The sequence below is a fragment of the Sphingomonas sp. HT-1 genome, assembly GCF_048568905.1.
GTDB lineage: Bacteria > Pseudomonadota > Alphaproteobacteria > Sphingomonadales > Sphingomonadaceae > Sphingomonas.
Genome location: NZ_CP183770.1, coordinates 1,245,429 through 1,266,144, shown reverse-complemented (window position 1 = coordinate 1,266,144; position 20,716 = coordinate 1,245,429). Strand labels below are relative to the sequence as shown.

The 20,716-nt window shown below is 67.3% G+C and carries 15 protein-coding genes and 1 pseudogene; 5 read left to right on the top strand and 11 right to left on the bottom strand.

From position 1 onward, the window contains the following. Window positions 1-5: 5 nt before the first annotated feature. From ACNFJ7_RS05935 to ACNFJ7_RS05905, 7 genes and pseudogenes are all read right to left on the bottom strand, one after another. A complete protein-coding gene (locus tag ACNFJ7_RS05935) occupies window positions 6-1,376 on the bottom strand; it encodes an alginate export family protein (protein WP_019370101.1) in 1,371 nt (456 codons plus the stop codon). Further along, complete coding sequence (locus ACNFJ7_RS05930; protein WP_019370100.1) at window positions 1,373-2,944, bottom strand: MFS transporter; 1,572 nt, start codon at window positions 2,942-2,944, stop codon at window positions 1,373-1,375. Before ACNFJ7_RS05930 ends, ACNFJ7_RS05935 begins: the two co-directional genes overlap by 4 nt. Beyond that, window positions 2,941-3,348 carry a DoxX family protein gene (locus tag ACNFJ7_RS05925; protein ID WP_019370099.1) on the bottom strand — a complete coding sequence of 136 codons (408 nt, stop codon included), beginning with the start codon at window positions 3,346-3,348 and terminating at the stop codon, window positions 2,941-2,943. Before ACNFJ7_RS05925 ends, ACNFJ7_RS05930 begins: the two co-directional genes overlap by 4 nt. A 2-nt stretch (window positions 3,349-3,350) precedes the next feature. Then, window positions 3,351-5,252 carry an amidohydrolase gene (locus ACNFJ7_RS05920; protein ID WP_037513750.1) on the bottom strand — a complete coding sequence of 634 codons (1,902 nt, stop codon included), beginning with the start codon at window positions 5,250-5,252 and terminating at the stop codon, window positions 3,351-3,353. Between the two features lie 65 nt (window positions 5,253-5,317). Then, window positions 5,318-5,470 (bottom strand): annotated as a pseudogene (locus ACNFJ7_RS05915) (DUF1427 family protein); the annotation flags it as partial. Between the two features lie 21 nt (window positions 5,471-5,491). Next, window positions 5,492-6,328: an alpha/beta fold hydrolase gene (locus ACNFJ7_RS05910; protein WP_026009228.1), complete on the bottom strand. Its 837-nt coding sequence runs from the start codon at window positions 6,326-6,328 to the stop codon at window positions 5,492-5,494. Window positions 6,329-6,400: 72 nt separating this feature from the next. Next, window positions 6,401-7,057 (bottom strand): isochorismatase family protein, encoded by a 657-nt coding sequence (locus ACNFJ7_RS05905; RefSeq protein WP_019370095.1) that lies wholly within the window; start codon window positions 7,055-7,057, stop codon window positions 6,401-6,403. A 139-nt stretch (window positions 7,058-7,196) separates the two neighbouring features. Here ACNFJ7_RS05905 and ACNFJ7_RS05900 point away from each other — a divergent pair, with 139 nt between their 5' ends. The 5 genes from ACNFJ7_RS05900 to ACNFJ7_RS05880 all read left to right on the top strand — a co-directional run bounded on the left by ACNFJ7_RS05900 (window position 7,197) and on the right by ACNFJ7_RS05880 (window position 15,990). After that, window positions 7,197-8,195, top strand: coding sequence for a sensor histidine kinase (locus tag ACNFJ7_RS05900; RefSeq protein ID WP_419724237.1), 999 nt, complete (start codon window positions 7,197-7,199; stop codon window positions 8,193-8,195). Window positions 8,196-8,232: 37 nt separating this feature from the next. Further along, the gene (locus tag ACNFJ7_RS05895) at window positions 8,233-8,862 is read left to right on the top strand and encodes a response regulator transcription factor (protein ID WP_019370094.1); all 630 of its coding nucleotides are present in this window, start codon (window positions 8,233-8,235) and stop codon (window positions 8,860-8,862) included. Between the two features lie 297 nt (window positions 8,863-9,159). Continuing rightward, window positions 9,160-12,114 (top strand): TonB-dependent receptor, encoded by a 2,955-nt coding sequence (locus tag ACNFJ7_RS05890; protein ID WP_019370093.1) that lies wholly within the window; start codon window positions 9,160-9,162, stop codon window positions 12,112-12,114. Between the two features lie 77 nt (window positions 12,115-12,191). Next, window positions 12,192-13,778 carry a glycoside hydrolase family 28 protein gene (locus ACNFJ7_RS05885; protein ID WP_037513730.1) on the top strand — a complete coding sequence of 529 codons (1,587 nt, stop codon included), beginning with the start codon at window positions 12,192-12,194 and terminating at the stop codon, window positions 13,776-13,778. A gap of 25 nt (window positions 13,779-13,803) precedes the next feature. Next, window positions 13,804-15,990 (top strand): GH92 family glycosyl hydrolase, encoded by a 2,187-nt coding sequence (locus ACNFJ7_RS05880; protein ID WP_152997874.1) that lies wholly within the window; start codon window positions 13,804-13,806, stop codon window positions 15,988-15,990. 78 nt (window positions 15,991-16,068) lie between these two features. Here the strand turns inward: ACNFJ7_RS05880 and ACNFJ7_RS05875 are convergent, their stop codons facing one another. The 4 genes from ACNFJ7_RS05875 to ACNFJ7_RS05860 are packed head-to-tail and all read right to left on the bottom strand — an operon-like array spanning window position 16,069 to window position 20,683. Next, window positions 16,069-17,250: a Gfo/Idh/MocA family protein gene (locus ACNFJ7_RS05875; RefSeq protein WP_019370090.1), complete on the bottom strand. Its 1,182-nt coding sequence runs from the start codon at window positions 17,248-17,250 to the stop codon at window positions 16,069-16,071. Window positions 17,251-17,275: 25 nt separating this feature from the next. Further along, a complete protein-coding gene (locus ACNFJ7_RS05870) occupies window positions 17,276-18,538 on the bottom strand; it encodes a Gfo/Idh/MocA family protein (RefSeq protein WP_019370089.1) in 1,263 nt (420 codons plus the stop codon). Beyond that, complete coding sequence (locus ACNFJ7_RS05865; RefSeq protein ID WP_019370088.1) at window positions 18,535-19,368, bottom strand: FAD:protein FMN transferase; 834 nt, start codon at window positions 19,366-19,368, stop codon at window positions 18,535-18,537. Before ACNFJ7_RS05865 ends, ACNFJ7_RS05870 begins: the two co-directional genes overlap by 4 nt. A 1-nt stretch (window position 19,369) precedes the next feature. After that, window positions 19,370-20,683, bottom strand: coding sequence for a Gfo/Idh/MocA family protein (locus ACNFJ7_RS05860; protein WP_019370087.1), 1,314 nt, complete (start codon window positions 20,681-20,683; stop codon window positions 19,370-19,372). Window positions 20,684-20,716 lie beyond the last annotated feature (33 nt).

Here is a 20,716-nt window from a genome sequence, read left to right as displayed (position 1 = left end):
TAGGTCTAGAAGCGCAGCAGGCTTTCCGCGCCGAACATCCGGATCGGCCGGGCGGGTCCGGTTTCCCGAAGGAACGCACCGGGAGTGAACAGCGAGGCTGAAACCGAGAGCGATACGATCGTGCTGGCCTGCCAAGCCAGCGATATCTCGACCTGCTCGCCGATGTGACGCATATCGCTGCCGCCTGCGTCGCGGAGAAGCTGCCCCGGCAGCTGATAGATCCCGTCGGCGCGGCGCGCGCGCCAATAGGTGAGTGCTGCGAGTTCGGCGGTGATGCCGTCACCGAAATCGACATCGACACTGGGATGCAGGTTGACGATGTTGCGCGGACCGATCGGGGACAACTCGCCGAAATACTTGCCTTTGGGAAACAGCGCGTTGAACGTGCCCAGCCGGTTATCGCCCGCGTCCCGGTCGCCGCTTGCAACATTGGCACGCAGCCGCGCCCGGGGGGTTAGCGGCAGGGCGGGGAAGCGCAGGCTGGTTTCGGTGGCGAGCGACCAGGCGTTGATCGGCATATCGCCGAAGCGGCCGCGTTGGAACATCGCTTCCCAGTTCCACCCGAGAGCCCCCTGCCGGCCGAACAGGCGCAGGCCAAGGGTGTCCCGCCGCTCGATCGCCATCCGGCCGCCGAAGCGTGCGGCATCGTCGCGATAGGCCAGCCAGTAGAGATCTGCCCCCGCACGTTCCGCGAGCGGGAGGGTGGCATAGACTCCGTCGAGCCGCCGTGTACGCGATCGCCGGTCATCGAAATTGCCGGGCCCGATTGCCACGGGGCGAAGGTGCAGCAGCTCGAGCGTCGCACCGCCTTGCCGCAGGGTCAGCCTCATGCCGTCGAAGGGCTGAGGGACGTTCGGGCCATAGCGCAGGCCGACCAGCCGTTCCGATCCCAGCGCGATCAACTCGCGCCCGCCGCGGAAGGTGACGGACGTTCTTTCGCCGAGGGGCAACTGCACGTCAGCAAAGCTCTGTAGGAGGTCCATGCCGGTTTGGTCCGCCGGCCCGGCACCCGCGGCGACACCGCGGGCATAGCCCGCAATCCCCTGGACGAAGGTGCGCACGGGCCCGACGTGCAGATCGGCAAGCGGCATCAGCCGCAGCCAGAGATATCCGTCATCGGGAGAGGGTGGCTGGCCCCAGTTATTGTTCTCGAACCCTTCATAGCGGATGCGTGCTTCGGCACCGATCGTAAGATAGGCGGTGCCGTCCCGGTCCAGGGGACGATCTTTCAGCCGTACCCACCAGCGGGCGTCCCGATCAGGCGTGCCGCGTGCTTGGGACCAGTCCTCGTCATAGCGCAGGTTGGTCTGGGCCACCTGCGCCGCCGCGATGCCGGGCGCGAGCACCAGCGCCACGACGAGGCAAAGGCGGATCATGGTGCGACCAGATGGCGCACCAGCGGGGGCGCGGCATCCGCCTGGAACGTCCGCAAGGCATCCTGATGCACGCGATCGGCATTTGTGATGCGATCGTGCTGGCGCAGATGTTCCAGCCAGCTTTCGACGGTGAAGGTTTCCAGTATTTGGTTGGGGGAGGCGACGTCTTGGTAGATGCCCCAGGCGATGGCCCCGTCGCGGCGGCGAATCCGGCGCATGCCCTGCATCGCCGCGAGGAATTCGTCGACGCGCGCGGGATCGATGCGATACTCGATCGTCACCAGCACAGGTCCGCGATCCTGCTCCACCGCGCCCTCGACGATCGGCGCCGGCCAGTGCATCGCGGGGGCGAGATCGAGCCTAGCCAGGTTCGCCAGCGGCCGCAGCCAACCAAGCAGCAACGTCGCCGCGAGCAGCGCCAGCGCAGCGGCCAGCAGCGTGGCCTGCACCCCGATCTGGCCCGCAATCGCCCCCCAGGCGGTCGACCCCGTCGTCATCGAGCCTTGAAAGACGAGCAGGTAGACGGCGAGCGCACGCGCCTTCACCCAGGCCGGCGAGCCGGACTGCGCGCCGCCGTTCAGCGCGGCCATCATCGCGATCCACGCGAAGCCCCCGGCGGTCAGCGCAGCAGCCGCGCCCACGAAGCCACGCGACAGCGACAGCCCGACCATCGCGCCCGCGAGCAGCAGCGATGCAGCGACGGTGGTGCGGTTGGCGCCGATCCGGCTGCGCAGCCGCGGCAACAGCACCGCACCGGCGATCGCGCCCAGCCCCAGGAACGTCAGCAGGCCGCCATAGCCCGCCGGACCCAGGCCCAGATCGCGCCGGGCGATGATCGGCAGCAGCGCCCAGAGCGCGCTGGCAAACACGAAGAAGCCGATCGAGCGGACAAGCACGGTCTGCAGCTCCGGCGACCGAAGCGCGTAGCGGACGCCCGCGCGCATCGCGCCGAGGAAATGTTCCGCCGGCAGGTGGCGGGCGGCCGTCGTCCGGTGCCAGCGAGCGAGGACTGTGATCACGCCGAGAACCGAGACGGCGTTGAGCGCGAACACTGCCCCGGTGCCCGCGGCCGCGATGATCACGCCGCCGAGGGCCGGCCCGATCGCCCGGGCGATGTTCACCCCCAGGCTGTTGAGCGCCACGGCCTGTTGCAGGGCAGGGGCCGGGACGAGTTCAGGCACGATCGCCTGGAAGGTGGGAGCCGACAGCGCGGCGCCCACCGCAATCGCGCCTGTCATCGCGAGCAGCAGCGGCGCAGTGGTGATGCCCGCCAACGTCGCTGCCGCCAGCAGGGCCGTTCCCGCCAGCCCGAAGAACTGTGCGCCGATCAGAAGCATGCGCCGGTCGACGATGTCGGCGAGCGCGCCCGCAGGCAGCGCCAGCGCGAACATCGGCAGCGTGGTGGCCGCCTGCACCAGCGCGATCATCAGCGGATCGGAGGAAAGCGATGTCATCAGCCAGCCGGCGCCGACATCGTGCATCCAGGTGCCGATGTTCGAGACGATGGTGGCGATCCAAAGCGCGCGGAACACCGGGCTGGCGAGCGGGCGCTCGGCGGAGGCGCTCATTGCCCGCGCGCCCGCACGATCGCCGCGAACATCAGGCCGCCGATCAGGCCGACATGCTCCAGGAACGTGTTGCGCGCATGGAGGCGGGCGACCGGATCGACGCTCTCCCAGAACGGATGGGCGAGGATCGTCGCCAGCGCGGTGAAGACGCCGAGCATGCCGGCCCCGAGCCATGCCAGCCGGCCGAGGATCAGCAGCAGCGATCCGACAAGCTGGACGAGGATGGTCAGCGTTACGATCGCGGCGGCCGGCTGCAGGTGGAAATACTCGGCCTCTTGAAGCGCCCCGGCTGGATCCAGCATCTTCGCGATCCCACTGGTCCAATAGGGTAGGGTAAGCAACGCCGTGGCGGCAACGGCGAACCCGCGAGTGGCGAGCAGGGCGTGGATGCGCAGTCCGATCATCGTCAGACAGCCCAGCAGCCACAGCCGAACGCGCCCCAGAAGCTCTGGACGTCGGCAGCGGGCGCGACGGCACCGAGGGCGGCGGCGTGATCATGGCCATGCACCGCGCATGCCGTGGCGCATCCGCAGGCCGAGGCCAGCTTGCGCGCCGCATCGGGCGCGCGATGATAGCCGCCGAACGTTGCGACCGGAGACCAATCGGGCATCGGTTTCGGCAGTGCGGGCGCGAGGGGGGCGAAGTCCCCCTCACCATGCACCACCTTGCCGCCCAGCACGGTCAGTACCGCGCGAAGATGGACGATCTCGCGTTCGGGCACCGCGAAATAGTCGTCGGAGAGCAGCGCCAGGTCGGCAAGCTGGCCGGCCTTGATCTGCCCCTTCTTGCCCACCTCATTGGAGAACCAGGTGTTGCGTTCGGTCCAAAGCCGCAGCGCGGTCTCGCGATCGAGGCGGTTTCGCGCCGGATAGAGCGGCGTCCCGCCGAGGGTGCGGCCGGTGACGAGCCAGGACAGCGACACCCAGGGATTGTAGCTCGCCACGCGCGTCGCATCGGTGCCGGCGCCGACGGCGAGCCCCGCATCGAGCATTCGCCGGATCGGCGGCGTCGCCTCCGCGGCCTTGGCGCCATAACGTTCGACGAAATACTCGCCCTGGAATGCCATGCGGTGCTGGACCGCGATGCCGCCGCCCAATGCGGCGATGCGATCGATGTTGCGTTCGCTGATCGTCTCGGCATGGTCGAAAAACCAGTTGAGCCCGGCGAGCGGCACGTCGCGATTGACCTTTTCGAACACGTCGAGCGCGCGGCCGATCGTCTGATCGTATGTCGCGTGCAGCCGCCATGGCCAGCGGCGCTCGGCCAGCAGCCGGATCACGGGTTCGAGGTCGCCTTCCATATTGGGAGGCATGTCGGGGCGCTCGACGCGGAAATCCTCGAAGTCGGCGGCCGAATAGACCAGCATTTCGCCGGCGCCGTTGTGCCGATAGGTGTCGTCGCCGTCGCCCGGCCGGACTTTCGTCGACCAGTTGGCAAAGTCCTGCAGCTCTTCCTTTGGGCGTTGCGTGAAGAGGCTGTAGGCGATCCGCAGCGTGAGCTCGCCATCGGCATGCAGCCGCTCGATGATTGCATAGTCGTCGGGATAGTTCTGATAGCCGCCACCTGCATCGATCACGCTGGTGACGCCAAGTCCGTTCAGCTCGCGCATGAAATGGCGCGTCGAATTGCGCTGATATTCCTCCGGCAGCTTCGGCCCCTTGGCGAGCGTGGCATAGAGGATGGTCGCGTTCGGCTGGGCCAGCAGCAGGCCGGTAGGGTTGCCCGCGGCATCGCGCACGATTTCCCCGCCCGGCGGGTTCGGCGTATCCCTGGTATAGCCGACCGCCCGCAGCGCGGCGGCGTTAAGCAGCGCGCGATCGTACAGGTGAAGGATGAACACCGGCGTGTCAGGCGCGGCGGCGTTGATTTCGTCGAGCGTCGGCAGGCGTTTTTCGGCGAACTGGTGTTCGGTGAAGCCGCCGACGACGCGCACCCATTGCGGGGGCGGCGTGTTGCGGGCCTGGCGCTGGAGCATCGCCATGGCATCGGAAAGGCTCGGCACGCCTTCCCAGCGCAATTCCATATTGTAGTTCAGCCCGCCGCGAATGACGTGGATGTGGCTGTCGATCAGGCCCGGGATCATTCGCCGGCCCTTGCAGTCGACTACCACCGCATCGGGATGGGCGGCGGCGCGCACCTCGGCTTCGTGGCCGACGGCGAGAAAGCGGCCGTCCCGGATCGCCACGGCATCGGCGACGGGGTTCGCCCGATCGAGCGTGGTCACCCTGGCGTTGACGAGCAGGAAGTCGGCTTGGGGCATGGCGAAGCTTTCGCTGGCGGCGGCGAGTGCGGCGGCAGCGCCGCCCATCGCCTGCCGCCGGGTGAGGCCAGTCACGGTCGGCGCTCCTGCGCGGCGATCCCGGGGGCGGTCAGCCGCTTGGCGAGCGGCAGGATCTGTTCGCCGGCGAGGATGCCAGCCAGGCCGATCAGCGCGACGATCGGCGGGGCGGGAGAACGGACGCCGATCAGGCTGTAGATGAAGCCGATCAACAGGCCCGCGCTGAGCGATAGAAGATAGGCCTTCATGACGCCGTTCCCCCTTCGTCGTCAGCCGCGGATGAAGGCGAGCAGATCCGCGTTCAGCACATCCGCATTCACCGTCAGCATGCCGTGCGAGAAGCCGGGATAGATTTTGGACGTGGCGTTCGGCAGCAACTCCGCCTGCAGCACGACCGCGTTCTTGTAGGGCACCACCTGATCGTCGTCGCCCTGCATCACCAGCGTCGGCACGGAGATCGCCTTGAGATCTTCGGTCTGGTCGGTTTCGGAGAAGGCCTTGATGCCTTCGTAATGGGCGAGCGCGCTGCCCATCATGCCCTGGCGCCACCAATTGTCGATCACGCCCTGCTTCACTTCAGCGCCGTCGCGGTTGAAGCCGTAAAAGGGGCCGGCGGCGACATCGCGGAAGAACTGGGCGCGATCGGTTGCGACGCCGGTGCGGAACCCGTCGAAGACCTCGAGCGGCAGGCCGTTCGGATAGCGATCGGTCTTCAGCATGATCGGCGGCACGGCGGCGACCAGCACCGCCTTGGCAACGCGGCCCTGCGGAATGCCATGCTGCGCGACATAGCGTGCGACTTCGCCGCCGCCCGTCGAGTGACCGATATGGACCGCGTTGCGCAGATCGAGATGCGCGGCCACGGCGGCGGCGTCGGCTGCATAATGGTCCATGTCATGGCCATGATCCACCTGGGCGGAGCGGCCATGGCCGCGACGGTCGTGCGCGACGACGCGGAAGCCCTGCGCCAGGAAGAACAGCATCTGCGCGTCCCAGTCGTCCGACGACAGCGGCCAGCCATGGTGGAACATGATTGGCTGGGCGTCCTTCGGTCCCCAGTCCTTGAAGAAGATCTCGGTGCCGTCCTGTGTGGTGATCGTGCTCATGGGGTATTCCTTCGCTTGAACATGATGGTTGGGCGGCCGGCGCGACGTGCGCCTGCCCATGCGCGCATAGGATCAGTGGCCACCTTCCGATGCGCCGAACATCGTCTTTGCATAGGTGACGCCCAGGCCGTAGGCGCCGCCCCATTTTTTGGCGACGCCTGTAGTCATATCGTAGGTGGCGGAACGCGCCCAATCGCGCTGCAGTTCGAGCAGATACTGTAGCGAGGTCATCGGATGCGCGCCGGCGTTCACCATCCGCTCGACCGCGCGTTCATGGGCTTCCGTCGAGATGTCGCCGCACGCATCGGTGATGACATAGGTCTCGAACCCCTGATCGACGGCCGACAGCACCGGGCCGACGATGCAGACCGAGGTCCAGAGGCCGGCGAAGACGATGCGCGCCTTGCCGATGCGGTTCACCTCGGCGATCACGGCGGCATCCTCCCAGGTGTTCATCGATGTGCGATCGAGCAGCGTCTGGCCCGGGAAGGGCGCGGTGATCTCGTCGAACATCGGGCCGGAGAAGCTCTTTTCGGCAACGGTGGTAAGGATCGTCGGCACGCCGAACCCGGCGGCGGCGTTGGCGACGAGGGCCGCATTGTTGCGCAGCAGCTCGGCAGCGATCGACTTGGTGGCGAACGCCATCTGCGACTGGAAATCGATCAGCAAGAGCATGTGATCGGTGGGATCGAGCAGCAGCTTGCCGGGAGTTGGGGTGGCGGTGGGCATGTGGGTGGTTCCTCGCGTCGATCGGTGTCCCCTGTTGATTACGCCGAACGGTCCGGTGCTCGCACACGAGCAAGGGGGGCTTGCGGCCCCCCCATTCGGGGTAGTGCGGTGCCGGCGGGCTGCGCTAGGCTGGCGGCCGATGCGCTTGCAGCTTCTTGGATCGCCCCGAACGGCAATGCTTGCGCTGGTGCTGCTGTCGACCGCGCCGCTGCGGGCAAGCGGCAGCGACGGGTGGGGCGTCGGGCCGGCTGCGCTCGGGCCCATCCTGGCGATCGGATATGGCGCGCAAGGTCGTCCGCACGCCGCATCCGGCTACATCCTACCTCGCGACGCGGCTGCCAGGCCTAACGGCGCACCTCAGCGGATCGGCACGGCGCCGGGCGTGCAGGGCTGGCCCTTCCCCCTGTTCGGCGGTGCGGCACTGGTGCTGGTGCTGTGGGCCGTCCATCGTGCCCGGCTGCGGTTCGTTGCCCGGCGGATCCGCAGCCGGTTGCTCGATCGGCTGCGCGAACGCGAGCGAGTTGCGCGCGATATTCATGACAGCCTGCTCCAGGCGATCCAGGCGCTGATGCTGCGCTTCCAGCTGGTCGCCGACAGCTTGCCGCCCGGGCATCCGGCGCGCCGCGATCTCGATACCGCGATGGACGAAGTCGATGCGGTGGTGGCGCAGGGCCGCGATCGCCTGGATGAGCTGCGCCGTTTCGGCGGTTTCGAGGATCCTGCGGCGGCGCTGCGGGCGATCGCCGATCGGCAGCTGGGCGGCAGCGGCGTGGTTCCCGTCTTCCGCTCGCGCGGCAGGCCGCGGCCGCTGGACCCCCTCGCTTGGGAGGCGCTGGCGAGCATCGCTGCGGAGTGGATGCTCGACATCGCGCGCCACGGCCATGCCGCCGCGATGGAGGTGGAAATCGCCTACCGCGCGCACGGCCTGGCGCTGCGGATCGGCGACGACGGGATGGGCTTTCTCCTCCCGCCCGTGCGCGACGGCGGCGCGGGGCATCCCGGCGTTGCGAAGATCCATGCGCGTGCCGGACGGATCGGCGGCAGCGTCCGGCTTTCACCCCGTCGCGGGGGCGGTACCCTCATCGTCGTGACAGTGGCTGCGCCGATGGTGTATCGATCCCTCCACGACACGCGCTGACAGGGAGTCGGCGCGGTCGCTGCAGCGCCGGTGGTAAATGGAATCGACCAGCAACCAGATCCGCGTGCTCGTCGTCGACGATCATCCGATGATGCGGGACGGCATCCGCGCATCGATCGAGCGGCACGACGATCTGGTCGTGGCGGGCGAGGCGGGCGACGGGCAGGAAGCGGTGGCCTGTTATCGCGCGCTTCGGCCGGATGTGACGCTGATGGACCTGCAGCTGCCCGGCATGGGCGGGATCGACGCGCTGGAGGCGATCCGCGCCGAGCGGCCCGACGCCGTTATCCTGATCCTGACGACCTATCCGGGTGACGCCCAGGCGCATCGCGCGCTGCAGGCGGGCGCGGCGGGCTATCTGCTCAAATCCTGCCTGCGCAAGGAGCTGATCGACACGATCCGCGCCGTGCATGCGAAGCGCCGGGTGATCTCGCCCGACGTCGCGCAGCAGCTCGCGCTGCACGCCCCGCAGGAGCGGCTGAGCGAGCGCGAAGTGCATGTGCTGCGGCTGGTGGCCGACGGCCAGTCGAACAAGCAGGTGGCCTGGGCGCTGCAACTCTCGGTCGAGACAGTGAAGTCGCACCTCAAGACGATTTTCGACAAGCTCGGCGTCGATGATCGCACCCATGCGGTGACGACGGCGGTGCGGCGGGGTTACCTCGGCTGAGACGTCGCCGAATCGTATATGGGTTTACATCGTGTCCATCCCCGCAGGGAAATGGTGCGGATTCCGGCAGCGGCGCGCAGCAAGTCCTTTGACACCCGGCACCTCTCACGGGCCTTCGTCTGATAAATCGGAACAGTGACAGAGCGTTACGGGCCCTTGTGTGCGCGTTTGTGCGAACGTTTGACAAAATAATTCATTTTGGATTAATTGGCCGGACCAACAGGTCCAGCCACTGTCATCGGCCGTAAGTGCTCGAGGCAGGCGCAGGGTGTCATGTCGCCTGAGGAGAGGGGTTTTATGTCCATCGTCGATCGAGTTCCGCGCCGTTCCCTGGCCGCCGTCCTTCTTGCCGCAACCGCGTTGAGCGCATTGCCGGCACAGGCGCAGGAAGCCCCGGCCACGCCGGCGGGCGACAGCGCCGCGCAGGACCGGCCCGCCGAAGACGCCGCTGTACAGAGCGAAATCGTCGTCACCGGCTTCCGCCAAAGCTATTCCGACGCCATCCGCACCAAGCGCAACGAAGTGGCCATCACCGACGGCATTTCTTCGGACGGCCTGGGGCGGTTCCCCGATCTGAACGTGGGCGAGGCGCTCCAGCGGGTACCCGGCGTGCAGATCAACCGCGAGGCCGAAGGCCGCAACGCCACGATCAACCTGCGTGGCCTGCCCGGCGAATATGCCCGCATGACGCTGAACGGCGTCGCGTTCGCCGAACCGATCCTGAGCGAAGCCGCTCCGCTCGGCGCGTTCAATGCCGACATCTTCAGCGCGATCGTGATCGACAAGTCACCGATGGCCAATGCGCAATCGGGCGGCCTTTCGGGCAATGTGGACCTGCAGATCGCCACCGCCCTCAACCGCAAGGAAGGCGGCTTCCTGAAGGCGGCGATGGAGTATAACCAGCTGGGCGAGACCTTCGCGCCGGGTGCGACGATTGGCTACAACCACCTCTTCTCCGATCGCTTCGCCGTGTTCGGCGTGCTGGCGTACAAGCACGAGAATTTCCGCCGCGATTCGGTGCAGTTCAACAGCTATTCGAACTTCTCGGCGGCGCAGGCACAGGCCAATGCCAGCGTGCTCGGCAGCTATTATGCGCGGTCTGCGGCATGCCCCTCGTGCACCGGCACCACCACGACCAAGGGCGTGCTCTACGAGTCATCGATGCGCCAATATTCCCGCCTGAACGAAGGCGATCTCTACACCGGCGCGGCCGGCGCGGAATGGAAGCCGAACGACGAAACCCGCCTGAGCGTGACCGGCTTCTACACCGATCGCCAGCTGCCGGAGACCAACCAGTACATCCTGATCGTCGGCGAGAACGACGCAAGTGGCCTGACCGCAAAGAGCAGCCCGGTCGCGCTCAGCGACGGGCGCTATGTCGTAACCGACATCGATTTCACCAACCCGGATTCGCGCATGTCCACGCGCCGGCTGGGGATCCGCCAGCGCAGCTGGGGCATCGACGGCAAGGGCGAATGGAGCAACGACGCCTGGCGCGTGACGACGGTGCTCACTGCCTCCAAGGCCGACAACAAGTCCGAAGAGACGTCGATCGACTTCGATCGCATCCAGACCACGGCGGGCAACGGCGCCACCGGCACGCTGCGCACCGGCGCGGGCGACATGTCCAAATTCTATTATGCGCTATCGCCGACGCCGCTGGTGACGAGCGCAGTGCCGACCTGGTATTGGGGCGGCGTTACCGATCCCACCCAATATTACAACACGCCGACGACGGTGGGCCGCACGAACCGCCTGCAGTTCACCGGGACGCAGAGCTATGCGACCAACGAGCTGTTCGCCGGCCAGGCCGATGTCGAGAGGACCTTCGAAGACAGCGTGCTCAGCGGCATCCAGGTGGGCGCCCGCTTCGAGCGCAATCGCTTCATCTCGCGCGGCTATCGAACCTCTGCCTATGGCCTCCAGGTCCAGAACATCACCGGCAGCCTGGTCACCACCGCGCCCGTGGTGGACGATTTCTTCGGCGGAAAGCTGGGCACCTATACCACCAACTGGCAGGCGACCCGGTTCGACGATGCGATCGCGGCGCTCACGCCGGTGACGGTCTATCCGGGCGGCGAGCTCTCGCCGTCGGGCTATAATATCCGCTACAACGACAACAATTATGCGCTGTACAACTTCACCAACCAGACCGACGTCGCGTCGATCTATGGCCAGTTGAAATATGAGTTCCAACTCGGCGGCATCCGCATCCGCGGGAACGGCGGCATGCGCTACGAACATGCCCGCAACACCATCGACGCGCTCGACCGGATCAAGCTGACCGGCACGATCGGTTCGCCCAGCGACTTCACGACGAACACCTACAAGCAGACCTATGGCAAGTGGCTGCCGTCGTTCATCCTGGTCGCAGACCTGACCGACAAGCTGATGCTGCGCGGCGCCGCCTATCGCACCTATGTCCGCCCGCAGCCGCGCCAGTTCACGCCGGCGACAGTGGTCGGTAATCCGGACAACGGCGTCTATTCGGTAACGCTGGGTAACCCGAACCTGAAGCCGTACGACTCCACCTCATTCGACGTCTCGGTCGAATGGTATAACCGGCCGAACGGCATCATCTCCCTCGCCGCGTTCCAAAAGCGGATCACCGGCCTGATCGCGCAGATCAGCGATCCGACCAAGCTGTGCCCTGCCGATGGCAGCGCGCTTGGCCTGGGCACACTCCGGATCAACGGGGATCGCTGCGAAAGCAGCCTGATCTACACGGGCGGCGCCGTGCCGACGCCGTATCTCGTTTCGGCAAGCGGCTTCGTGAACCAGACCAACCCGGTGACGGTGCGCGGCGTGGAGTTCAACCTGCAGCAGTCGCTCGACTTCCTGCCGGGCCTGCTCCGCCACCTGGGCGGCGGCTTCAACTATGCTTTCACCGATATCAGCGGCAAGACCTCGAGCGGAGCGGCGGCGACGCTGCCCGGCGTTTCGAAGCACAACGCCAATGTGATCGGCTATTACGAGACCAAGGATTACGGCCTGCGACTGGTGTACAATGTGCGCAGCAAATATGATCTGGCCTCGGCCGGCACCTTCACCGGCGCCGCGCGCCAGGTGAAGGCGCGTGGGCAGATGGACCTTTCCGCGTCGTACAATGTCAACGAGCAGTTCTCGCTGTCGTTCGACGCGTACAACCTCACCAACGCGATCCGCATCGAATATGAGAACGATCCCCGCCTGATCCGCCGCGCGGACTATGACGGGCGCACCTTCACGCTGACGGCGCGCGCGACCTTCTGAGGTCGCGTTCCCGGAAGCCCTCCCACCTTGGCGGCGCTTGTGTATCAAAGCGCCGCCAACTTTTCCTGGAGGCGGGAATGACACAATGCGGGGTGAGCCGGCGGAGCGTGCTGGCAGGTGGCGCGGTACTCGCCGCGCTCGGCCTGCCGCATCGGCTCGCCGCGCGGGTGGCTGCGGGCGGGGCGGTGGTCGACGTCCGCGCCTTCGGAGCGAAGGGCGACGGCAAGGCGCTCGATTCCCCCGCGATCAACCGGGCGATCGACCATGCCGCGGCGCGCGGCGGCGGCACCGTCTGGCTGCCGGCGGGCACCTATCGTTCCTACAGCATCCGGCTGAAAAGCCATATCGCCCTGCACCTCGATGCCGGCGCGGTGCTGCTCGCGGCGGACACGCCGATCGAGGGGATGGCCAGCGGCGGCTATGACAGCGCGCCCGATCTGCCGCCCGCTTATGCCGCCTATCAGGATCACGGCCACGGCCATTGGCGCAACGCGCTGATCTGGGGCGAGGGCCTGGAAGACATCGCAATCGAAGGGCACGGCCTGATCTGGGGCAAGGGCCTGGGGCGTGGCCATGACTATGATGTCGGTCGCCCGATCTCCGGCAGGCCGGGCGTGGGCGACAAGACCATTGCGCTGAAGCTGTGCCGCAACATCAGCCTACGCGACTTTCGCGTGCTGGAGGGCGGCTGGCTCGCGCTGCTCGCCACCGGCTGCGACAATATGGTGATCGACAATCTACTGATCGACACCAATCGCGACGGGCTCGACATCGATTGTTGCCGCAATGTGAGCGTCACCCGCTGCACGATCAATGCGCCCTGGGACGATGCGATCTGCCCCAAATCTTCCTTCGCGCTCGGCTATCCCCGCTGGACCGAAAATCTGACGATCAGCGACTGCACGGTGAGCGGCAGCTATGCGATCGGATCGGTGCTCGACGGCAGCTTCCGCCCGTTCCCGCCCGCGCCGAAGAGCACGCACGGCCGGATCAAGCTGGGCACGGAAAGCAATGGCGGCTTCCGCAACGTGACGATCAGCAACTGCGTGTTCGATACCTGCCGCGGCCTGGCGCTGGAGACGGTGGACGGCGCGCGGCTGGAAGATGTGACCGTCACCAATCTCAACATGCGCGACCTCACCACCGCGCCGATCTTCCTGCGGCTGGGCCGGCGGATGCGCGGACCAGCCGATGCCAAGCCGGGAACGCTGAAGCGGGTGCTGATCGACAATGTCGTCGTATCGGGCGCCGCGCCGATGCCCTCGATCCTCGCCGGGATCGACGGATATCCGGTGGAGGACGTGCGGATCAGCAACATGTTCGTCGAGCAGGTTGGCGGGCAGGGCGCCGCCATGGCCGCGATCGATCCGCCGGAAAATGCGGCCGGCTATCCCGAGCCCAACATGTTCGGCGACCTGCCGGCAAACGGCTTCTTCATACGCCATGCCCGCAATATCGCGCTGTCGCATGTCGAGGTGCGGACGCGCGCGGTCGATGCGCGGCCGGCCTTTTGGCTGCGCGACGTGGACGGGTTCGACGCGGGCGATGTCCGGGTGCCGCAGGGCACGGCCTTCCAGCTCGATGCCGTCACCCGCTTCCGGCTATGGGGAAGCAGGGATCTGGCCGACCGCCGGATCGACGGACCCATCAAGACGAGCTGGTAAGTATATGCGTAGAGGGGAGAAGATGATGCGCCGTGCAACCACCCGCCCGTTGGGCCTGGCGGCGCTGCTGCTGGCCGGTGCGATGGCGCTGCCCGCCGCCGCGCAGAGCGATCTTGCCCGCTATGTCGATCCGCGCATCGGCACCGGCAACGACAATCAGGGCGATACCGTGCCCGGCCCGGCGCGGCCCGCCGGATCGATCCACCCCAGCCCCGAGACGCTGACCGGCAGCAACGCCGGCTATGACAAGGATGCGCCGATCAGCGGCTTTGGCCAGCTGCACACCCAAGGATCGGGCGGGCGGACGACCTATGGCACCTTCCTCGTCTCGCCCCAGACCGGCGAGCCGCTGTTCGACGAGGCGCAGCACCTTTCCCCCAAGGCGGACGAGGTGCTGGCGGCGGATGCCTATGCCGTCACGCTCACCCGCTACGGCATCCGCGCCGAAGTGACGCCGGCGCCCGATGCCGCGCTCTATCGCTTCACCTATCCGGCGGGGAAGCCGGCGACCTTGGTGTTCGATATCACCCGCAAGATCCGCGGCGAGCTGGCGAGCGCCGGTGCGGACGTGACGCTCGATCCCGCCCAGGGCCGGATCACCGGGCGGGTGCGGGCGCGCAGCTACTGGAACCCGGCCGAAGTCGATATCTGGTTCGTCGCCCAGCTGGATCGCACGCCGACGCGCTGGGGCGTGCGCGTGGGCAAGGAGGATCGCGCCGGCGCCACCAGCGCCACCGCGCCCGCCGATACCCAGCTCGCCGGCTGGTGGCAGTTCGATGCCGGGCCCGACAAGCCGGTACTGATGAAGCTGGCGGTTTCCTTCACCAGCGCCGAACGCGCCGCCGAGCTGCTGGCCGAGGATATTCCGGGCTGGGATTTCGAAGGCGTGAAGGCGGGCGCCCGCGCCGACTGGAACCGCGAGCTTGCCCGCGCGACGATCGACGGCGTGGGCGATGCCGACAAGCGCCGCTTCTACACCGCGCTCTATCACAGCGCGATCCAGCCGCGCGACCGCAGCCGCGACCAGCCCGCCGCCGACCGCGCGACGCCGCACTGGGACGATTATTACACGCTGTGGGACACCTATCACACCGGCTTCCCGCTGATGTCGCTGCTGCGGCCCAGCGTGTACCGCGACAATGTCGCCTCGATCGTGCGGACGTTCGAGCGCTATGGCGCCGCCCACACCGCCTTCATCGCCGGGCGCAACTATCATGTCGGCCAGGGCGGCGACGAGGTGGACAATGTGCTGGGCGAGGCGCTGATCCGCGGCGTGCCGGGGATCGACTGGCGCAAGGCCGCCCCGGTCGCGCTGCACAACGCCTTTGAGGAGCGGCGGCCCCGCTACCTGATCGACGGCTGGTTCGCGGTGGGCGATCGCAGCCCGGAGCCGGACAACCAGCGGGCGAAATCGGGTTCCTCCACCCCCGCCTTCGCGCTCAACGATTTCTACGCGGGTACGCTCGCCCAGGCGATCGGCCGTAAGGACGACGCGAAGACGCTGCTCGCGCGATCGGGCAACTGGCGCAAGGTGTGGAACCCCGATGCGGTGAGCGACGGCTATGCGGGCTTCATCCTGCCGCGCTATGCCGATGGCCGCTTCCAGCCGATCGATCCCAAGCTGGGCTGGGATGGCAAGACCTATGACAATGTCGGCTTTTACGAGGGCACTGCCTGGGTCTATTCCTATACCATGCTGCACGACGTGCCGGGCATGGTGGCCGCGATGGGCGGACGCGAGCGTTTCGTCGAGCGGCTGCGCCACGCGCTCGATACCAACCTGATCGACATTACCAACGAACCGAGCTTCGCGACGCCCTGGCTGTTCAGCGATGTCGGGCGGCCGGATCTCGCCAGCTACTGGGCCAACCGCATCTTCCAGCGCTTCACGCCCGACGCCTATCCGGGCGACGAGGACAATGGCGCGATGAGCTCGCACTATGTGTTCAATCGGCTGGGGCTGTTTCCCAAGCTGACCACCGATCTCTACTATCTCCATGCGCCGCACCAGCCGCGCGGCGCGATCACGATGGAGGATGGCCGCCGCTTCGTCATCACGGCGCGCAACTGGAAGCCGGGGCGGATCTACGTCGCCTCGGCAACGTTGAACGGCAAGCCGCTGACCACGCCGTTCCTGCGGCAGGCGGAGATCACCGCCGGCGGGGAACTGGCGCTGACGCTATCGGACAAGCCGACACGCTGGGGGCGGTGAGGGGGCGCCGCAGGGTCTTTCCGCCCTCCTGTCGTCTGCCCGGCAGGAGCGGGCGCCCGGCGCCTCCCTTGGCCCGTATCAGCCGCCCTGTACCGGCGGCCGCTGCGCGCCGGATAGCGTCCGCGCCTTGTCCTGGGCGGTCAACACCAGTTCGGCCGCGAGCAGCGCCTGGGCCTGGTTCTGCGCAACTTCGGTGCGCTCTACCACGTCGGTGACGAACTGCGGGCCGAAGGGCAGCGGTACGTTGCTGCAATCGAGATAGCGGGTGCCCTGCCGATCGGCGAGGAACAAGTGGTTGCCGCCGGGGCGACCCTCGATGTCGACATATTTGCGCAGCTCGATATAGCCCTCGGTGCCGAGGATGAAGACGCGTCCGTCGCCCCAGCTCGGCAGGCCGTCGGGCGTGTACCAGTCAACGCGGACATAGCCGGTGCCGCCATTGCCGGTGAGCATCATGTCGCCGAAATCCTGGAACTTCGGCTGAGCCGGCGTCGCGAAGTTACCGACCTGCGACGCGATCACCTGTGCCTCGGTCGATCCGGTGTAGAACAGGAACTGATCGGCCTGGTGGCTGCCGATATCGGTGAGGATGCCGCCGTAATTCGCCACGTCCCAGAACCATTGGGGCCGCGACGGCGCGCTGATGCGGTGCGGGGCGATATTGATCGTCTGCACCACACGCCCGATCGCGCCACCATGCACCAGCTCGCCCGCCTTCACCGCAGCACGCACCTCGAGCCGTTCCGAATACATGATCGCGAACTTGCGCTTGGTTGCCGCGATCGTGCGGCGCACCTCCGCGAGCTGGGCTAGGCTGGTGATGCCGGGCTTGTCCGCCAGGAAGTCCTTGTCTGCGCGCATCACGCGGATGCCGAGCGGCGCGCGAAGATTGGGAATGGCGGCGCTGGCGACGACCTGCACGCTGTCATCATCCAGAATCTCGGCCTCGCTGCGGGCCACTTTCACCTCGCCATAGCGTGCGCGGAACGGCACCAGCTGCTTCGGATCGCTTGCATGCACCGCCACCAGCGTGCCGCCGCCGCGGATCAGTGCGTCCGTCATTGCATAGATATGCGCGTGATCGAGCCCGATCACGGCGAAGCGAATGCGGTTCCTGGCGCTGGGATCGGGCGCGGTGGGAGCGGCTTGGGCCGATACGCCATTGCCCTGCGCGGTCGACTGTGCCCGCGCCGCGCCGGCGATTCCGGCGCCGATCAGTCCGGCACCCGCGAGCAGCAGACGGCGATCGATCATGTCCATGCAAATGCTCCTTCAGGCGAAAGGGTCAGAAAGTGAGAAGGTCGGCCGGCCAGGCGAGCGGGCGGCCTTCGTCGATCGCCTGTTCGCCGAGCAGCGAGGCCACGCTGGCATAATAGGCCTGGGCGAGCAGGCCCGGCACTTCCTTGCCGGTGCGCACGGCTTCGCCAAAGCCTTCGAACTGCAGCATCGTCTCGTCATACTCGCCCCAGCCAAGCGAATCCCCCGGCGTGACGACGGGCAGTTCCGGGAACCAGGTCGCGCCGCCGATCGGCACGGCGCGCTTGCGGCCCGCCTGCACATCCGAGCGCATACGGGCCAGTGCCGGCACCTGCGCTGGCGGGACTTCCCTGTAGATCCGGCCGAGTTCGGGCTCGATCGTGCCCGTGCTCCCCTGGATCTGCTCTTCACAGCCATAGCGGGCGTTGTTGAGCATCGAGGTATAGATCAGCTTCCGTCCGTCCGCATAGTCGTAGATCAGCGCCACCTGATCGTAGACGTCGCGACCATCCTTCCAGAAGCAGATGCTGCCCGATCCCATTACTCGTGTGGGCAGCGCGCCCAGGAACCAGTTGGCAACCTGAAGCTGGTGCGTCGCCAGTTCGGTCATCAGCCCGGCGGATCGATCGCGGTACAGGCGCCAGTTGATCTCGCGGTCCTGCCCGCCCGGCGGGAGCTTGCGGCGCCAGCTGCGGTTGCGGTGCCAGCTCGCGCGGATCTGCGTGATCGCGCCGATCTCCCCCGCCTGGGCGCGCTTCAGGGCGTTGAGATAAGTCGGGTTGAACAGGCGCTGATGGCCGATCTGCAGCACCTTGCCGCGCTGGCGGGCGCGGGCGACCATCGCGGTGCAATCGGCGATGCTGCGCGCCATCGCCTTTTCGCAGAACACCGGGTAGCCGGCGTCGAGCGCATCGAGCGTGTGGCGGGCGTGGAGATCGAGCGGGGTGGCGACCACCACCGCATCGATGCCCTTGGCATCCAGCATGGCGCGGTGGTCGCTGAAAACCGGTGTATTCGCTGGCACATAGGCCCGTGCCTTCGCGATATTCGGCGCGAAGGTGTCGCACAGGGCAGTCACCGCGCAGTTGCGGGTCTTGTTGATGTTCTGGATCAGCGTGCGGCCGCGATCACCGGTGCCGATCACGCCCATGCGGACGCGCGGGCCCATGGCGGGATCTTCGGCCGCAAGCGCGGCCCAGGGAGCGGCAGCGCTCATGCCAGCCCCGGCCGAAGCCAGCAGGACGTGATCGAGAAAGCTGCGGCGCGACAGGGCGAAATCGTCGTCGGTCATGCGGTGGGTTCCAATGGTCGCTCGGCACGCACGGGGGCGGCATGGGGGAAGCGGAAGCGTCGGTCGGGATCGGCGGCGCGGAGCCGGTCCGCCACGGATGGATTGGCCACGAGCAGCGCGGTGCTCATCGCCTCGGCCTCGGCGCCGGTTGCGGCAAGGGCGACGGCGGTGGCCGGCTCGGTGACGATCGTGCCGTCGACCGGGCGAACCATCGCCGCGCGGCCGGGCTTGGCGGCGCCGGCGCCGATCGTGGAGGAAATGGAGAGCGACGCATCGTGCATCTCCAGCTCCACCAACCAGGCATCCGCCTTTTCGGGGTGCGGGATGGCGAAAGGCCAGGCGCCGCCCAGCGGATGCTGGCCGATCACCGCGATCGAACTCTCGCCGGCGGAGAGCAAGGCGTGCGTGACTCCGGCCAGGCGCAGCGCGGCAACGGCGCGGTCGAGCGCGAAGCCTTTGCCGAAGCCGCCGAAATCCAGCGTGAGCGGCTGGGTGGCGGAAACCCGGCCGGCTGCGCGATCCAGCGCGATCGAAGACCATGCGCCGAGGCTCGGATCGAACAGTCCGCCACTCTGCTGCCATAGCGCGTCCACCTGCAACAGCGCGTCGAACAGCAGCGGCTCGTCGACCGCGGCGCTGTCGCCCGTCGCCAATGCCCGGTTGAGCGCGGTCGTCGGGGAGGGGCGGTGGATGGTCAAGGCATTCTCGACTGCGGCGATCGCGGCTTGCGCGGCCGAAAGCGCATCGGCCGCGCCGCCGCCGAACAGGTGCAGCTCGACGCGCGTACCCATGGCGGCGAACCGCGCGACGCTGGCCTCGCTCGCGCGCACTTCAGCCGCGGACCTCCCAGCCGGGTTCATAGTCGACCGACCACAGCTTCTGCGCCGCGGCTTCCTTGGGCTTACCGGTCGTTGGGTCCGTCGTGATCGCGCCCCCGCTGCGATAGGCGATGTTGCCCAGATGACAGAGCGTCGTGCTGATATGTCCTTCTACGATCGGGGAATTCAGCGCCCGCTCGGTGCCGCGGATCACGCCCAGGAAATTGGCGGCATGATAGATATCGAGCGCGCCTTCGCCGACGGTGCCGGTGGTTTCCGATTCCGCTGCCGCCTTCACTTCGCGCAGCTGCTTGCCGCCAAGATCGTACAGCTCGAAGCCGTTGCGATCGACCACCGCCGAGCCCCTGGTGCCGAGCAGCAGCGTGCCGCGACCCCGGCCGTAGCGGAGCATGCCGTTGCAGCTTTGGCCGTCCCAGCGGATCCTTCGGCCATCTTCATAGCCGAGCGTGAGCGCGAGCGTGTCGTACATCTCCCAATCGTCGCCGCGGTAAAAGCGGCGCTCGCCCAGCGCAGTGACCTTGCTCGGGTAGGATAGGTCCATCAGCCAGCGGGCGACATCCAGCTCGTGCATCGCGTTGTTGCACGTTTCGCCGGTGCCGTACTTCCAGAACCAGTGCCAGTTATAGTGGACGAGGTTCGAACGATAGGGGCCGCGCGGGCGGGGGCCCTGCCACATGGCCCAGTCCAGGTTCGGCGGCGGTGGCACGACCTGCCCCTTGCCGATCGACTTGCGGTTATTCGCATACCAGGTCTGGGCTTCGTAGATGTCGCCAAGCTCGCCGGCGCGGATCAGCTCCGCCAGTTGGCGCGTCTCGGCGCTCGATCGCTGCTGGTTGCCGACCTGGAGCACGCGGCCGGTGCGCTTCTGGGCGGCGATCAGCGCCTCGCCTTCTGCTGGCGCGATGCCGATCGGCTTTTCGATATAGACGTCGCGGCCCGCATCCATCGCATCGATCGCGACCTTGGCGTGCCAATGATCGGGCGTGGCGACGGTGATGACGTCGACAGCCTTCCGATCGAGGAGGCGGCGATAATCGCCGGTGGTTTCGACCGTGCTGCCATGCCGCTGGGCGAACTCGCTGGCGCGCTTGGCCAGCACCGCCGAATCGACATCGGCGAAGTGGGTGACCTGGACGTTGGGCTGCTTGGCGAACGCGCTCATATGCGCCTGGCCGCGGCCGTTCACGCCGACGATGCCGACGCGGATGCGATCGTTCGCGCCGAGGATCCGCGCATAGCTGCGCGCGCTCATCGCCATTGCGCCGACCGCGCCGGCGCCTTTTATCATCGATCGACGATCGAACATGGCAGTGCTTCCCCTCTTGTCTATTGTAGCTTT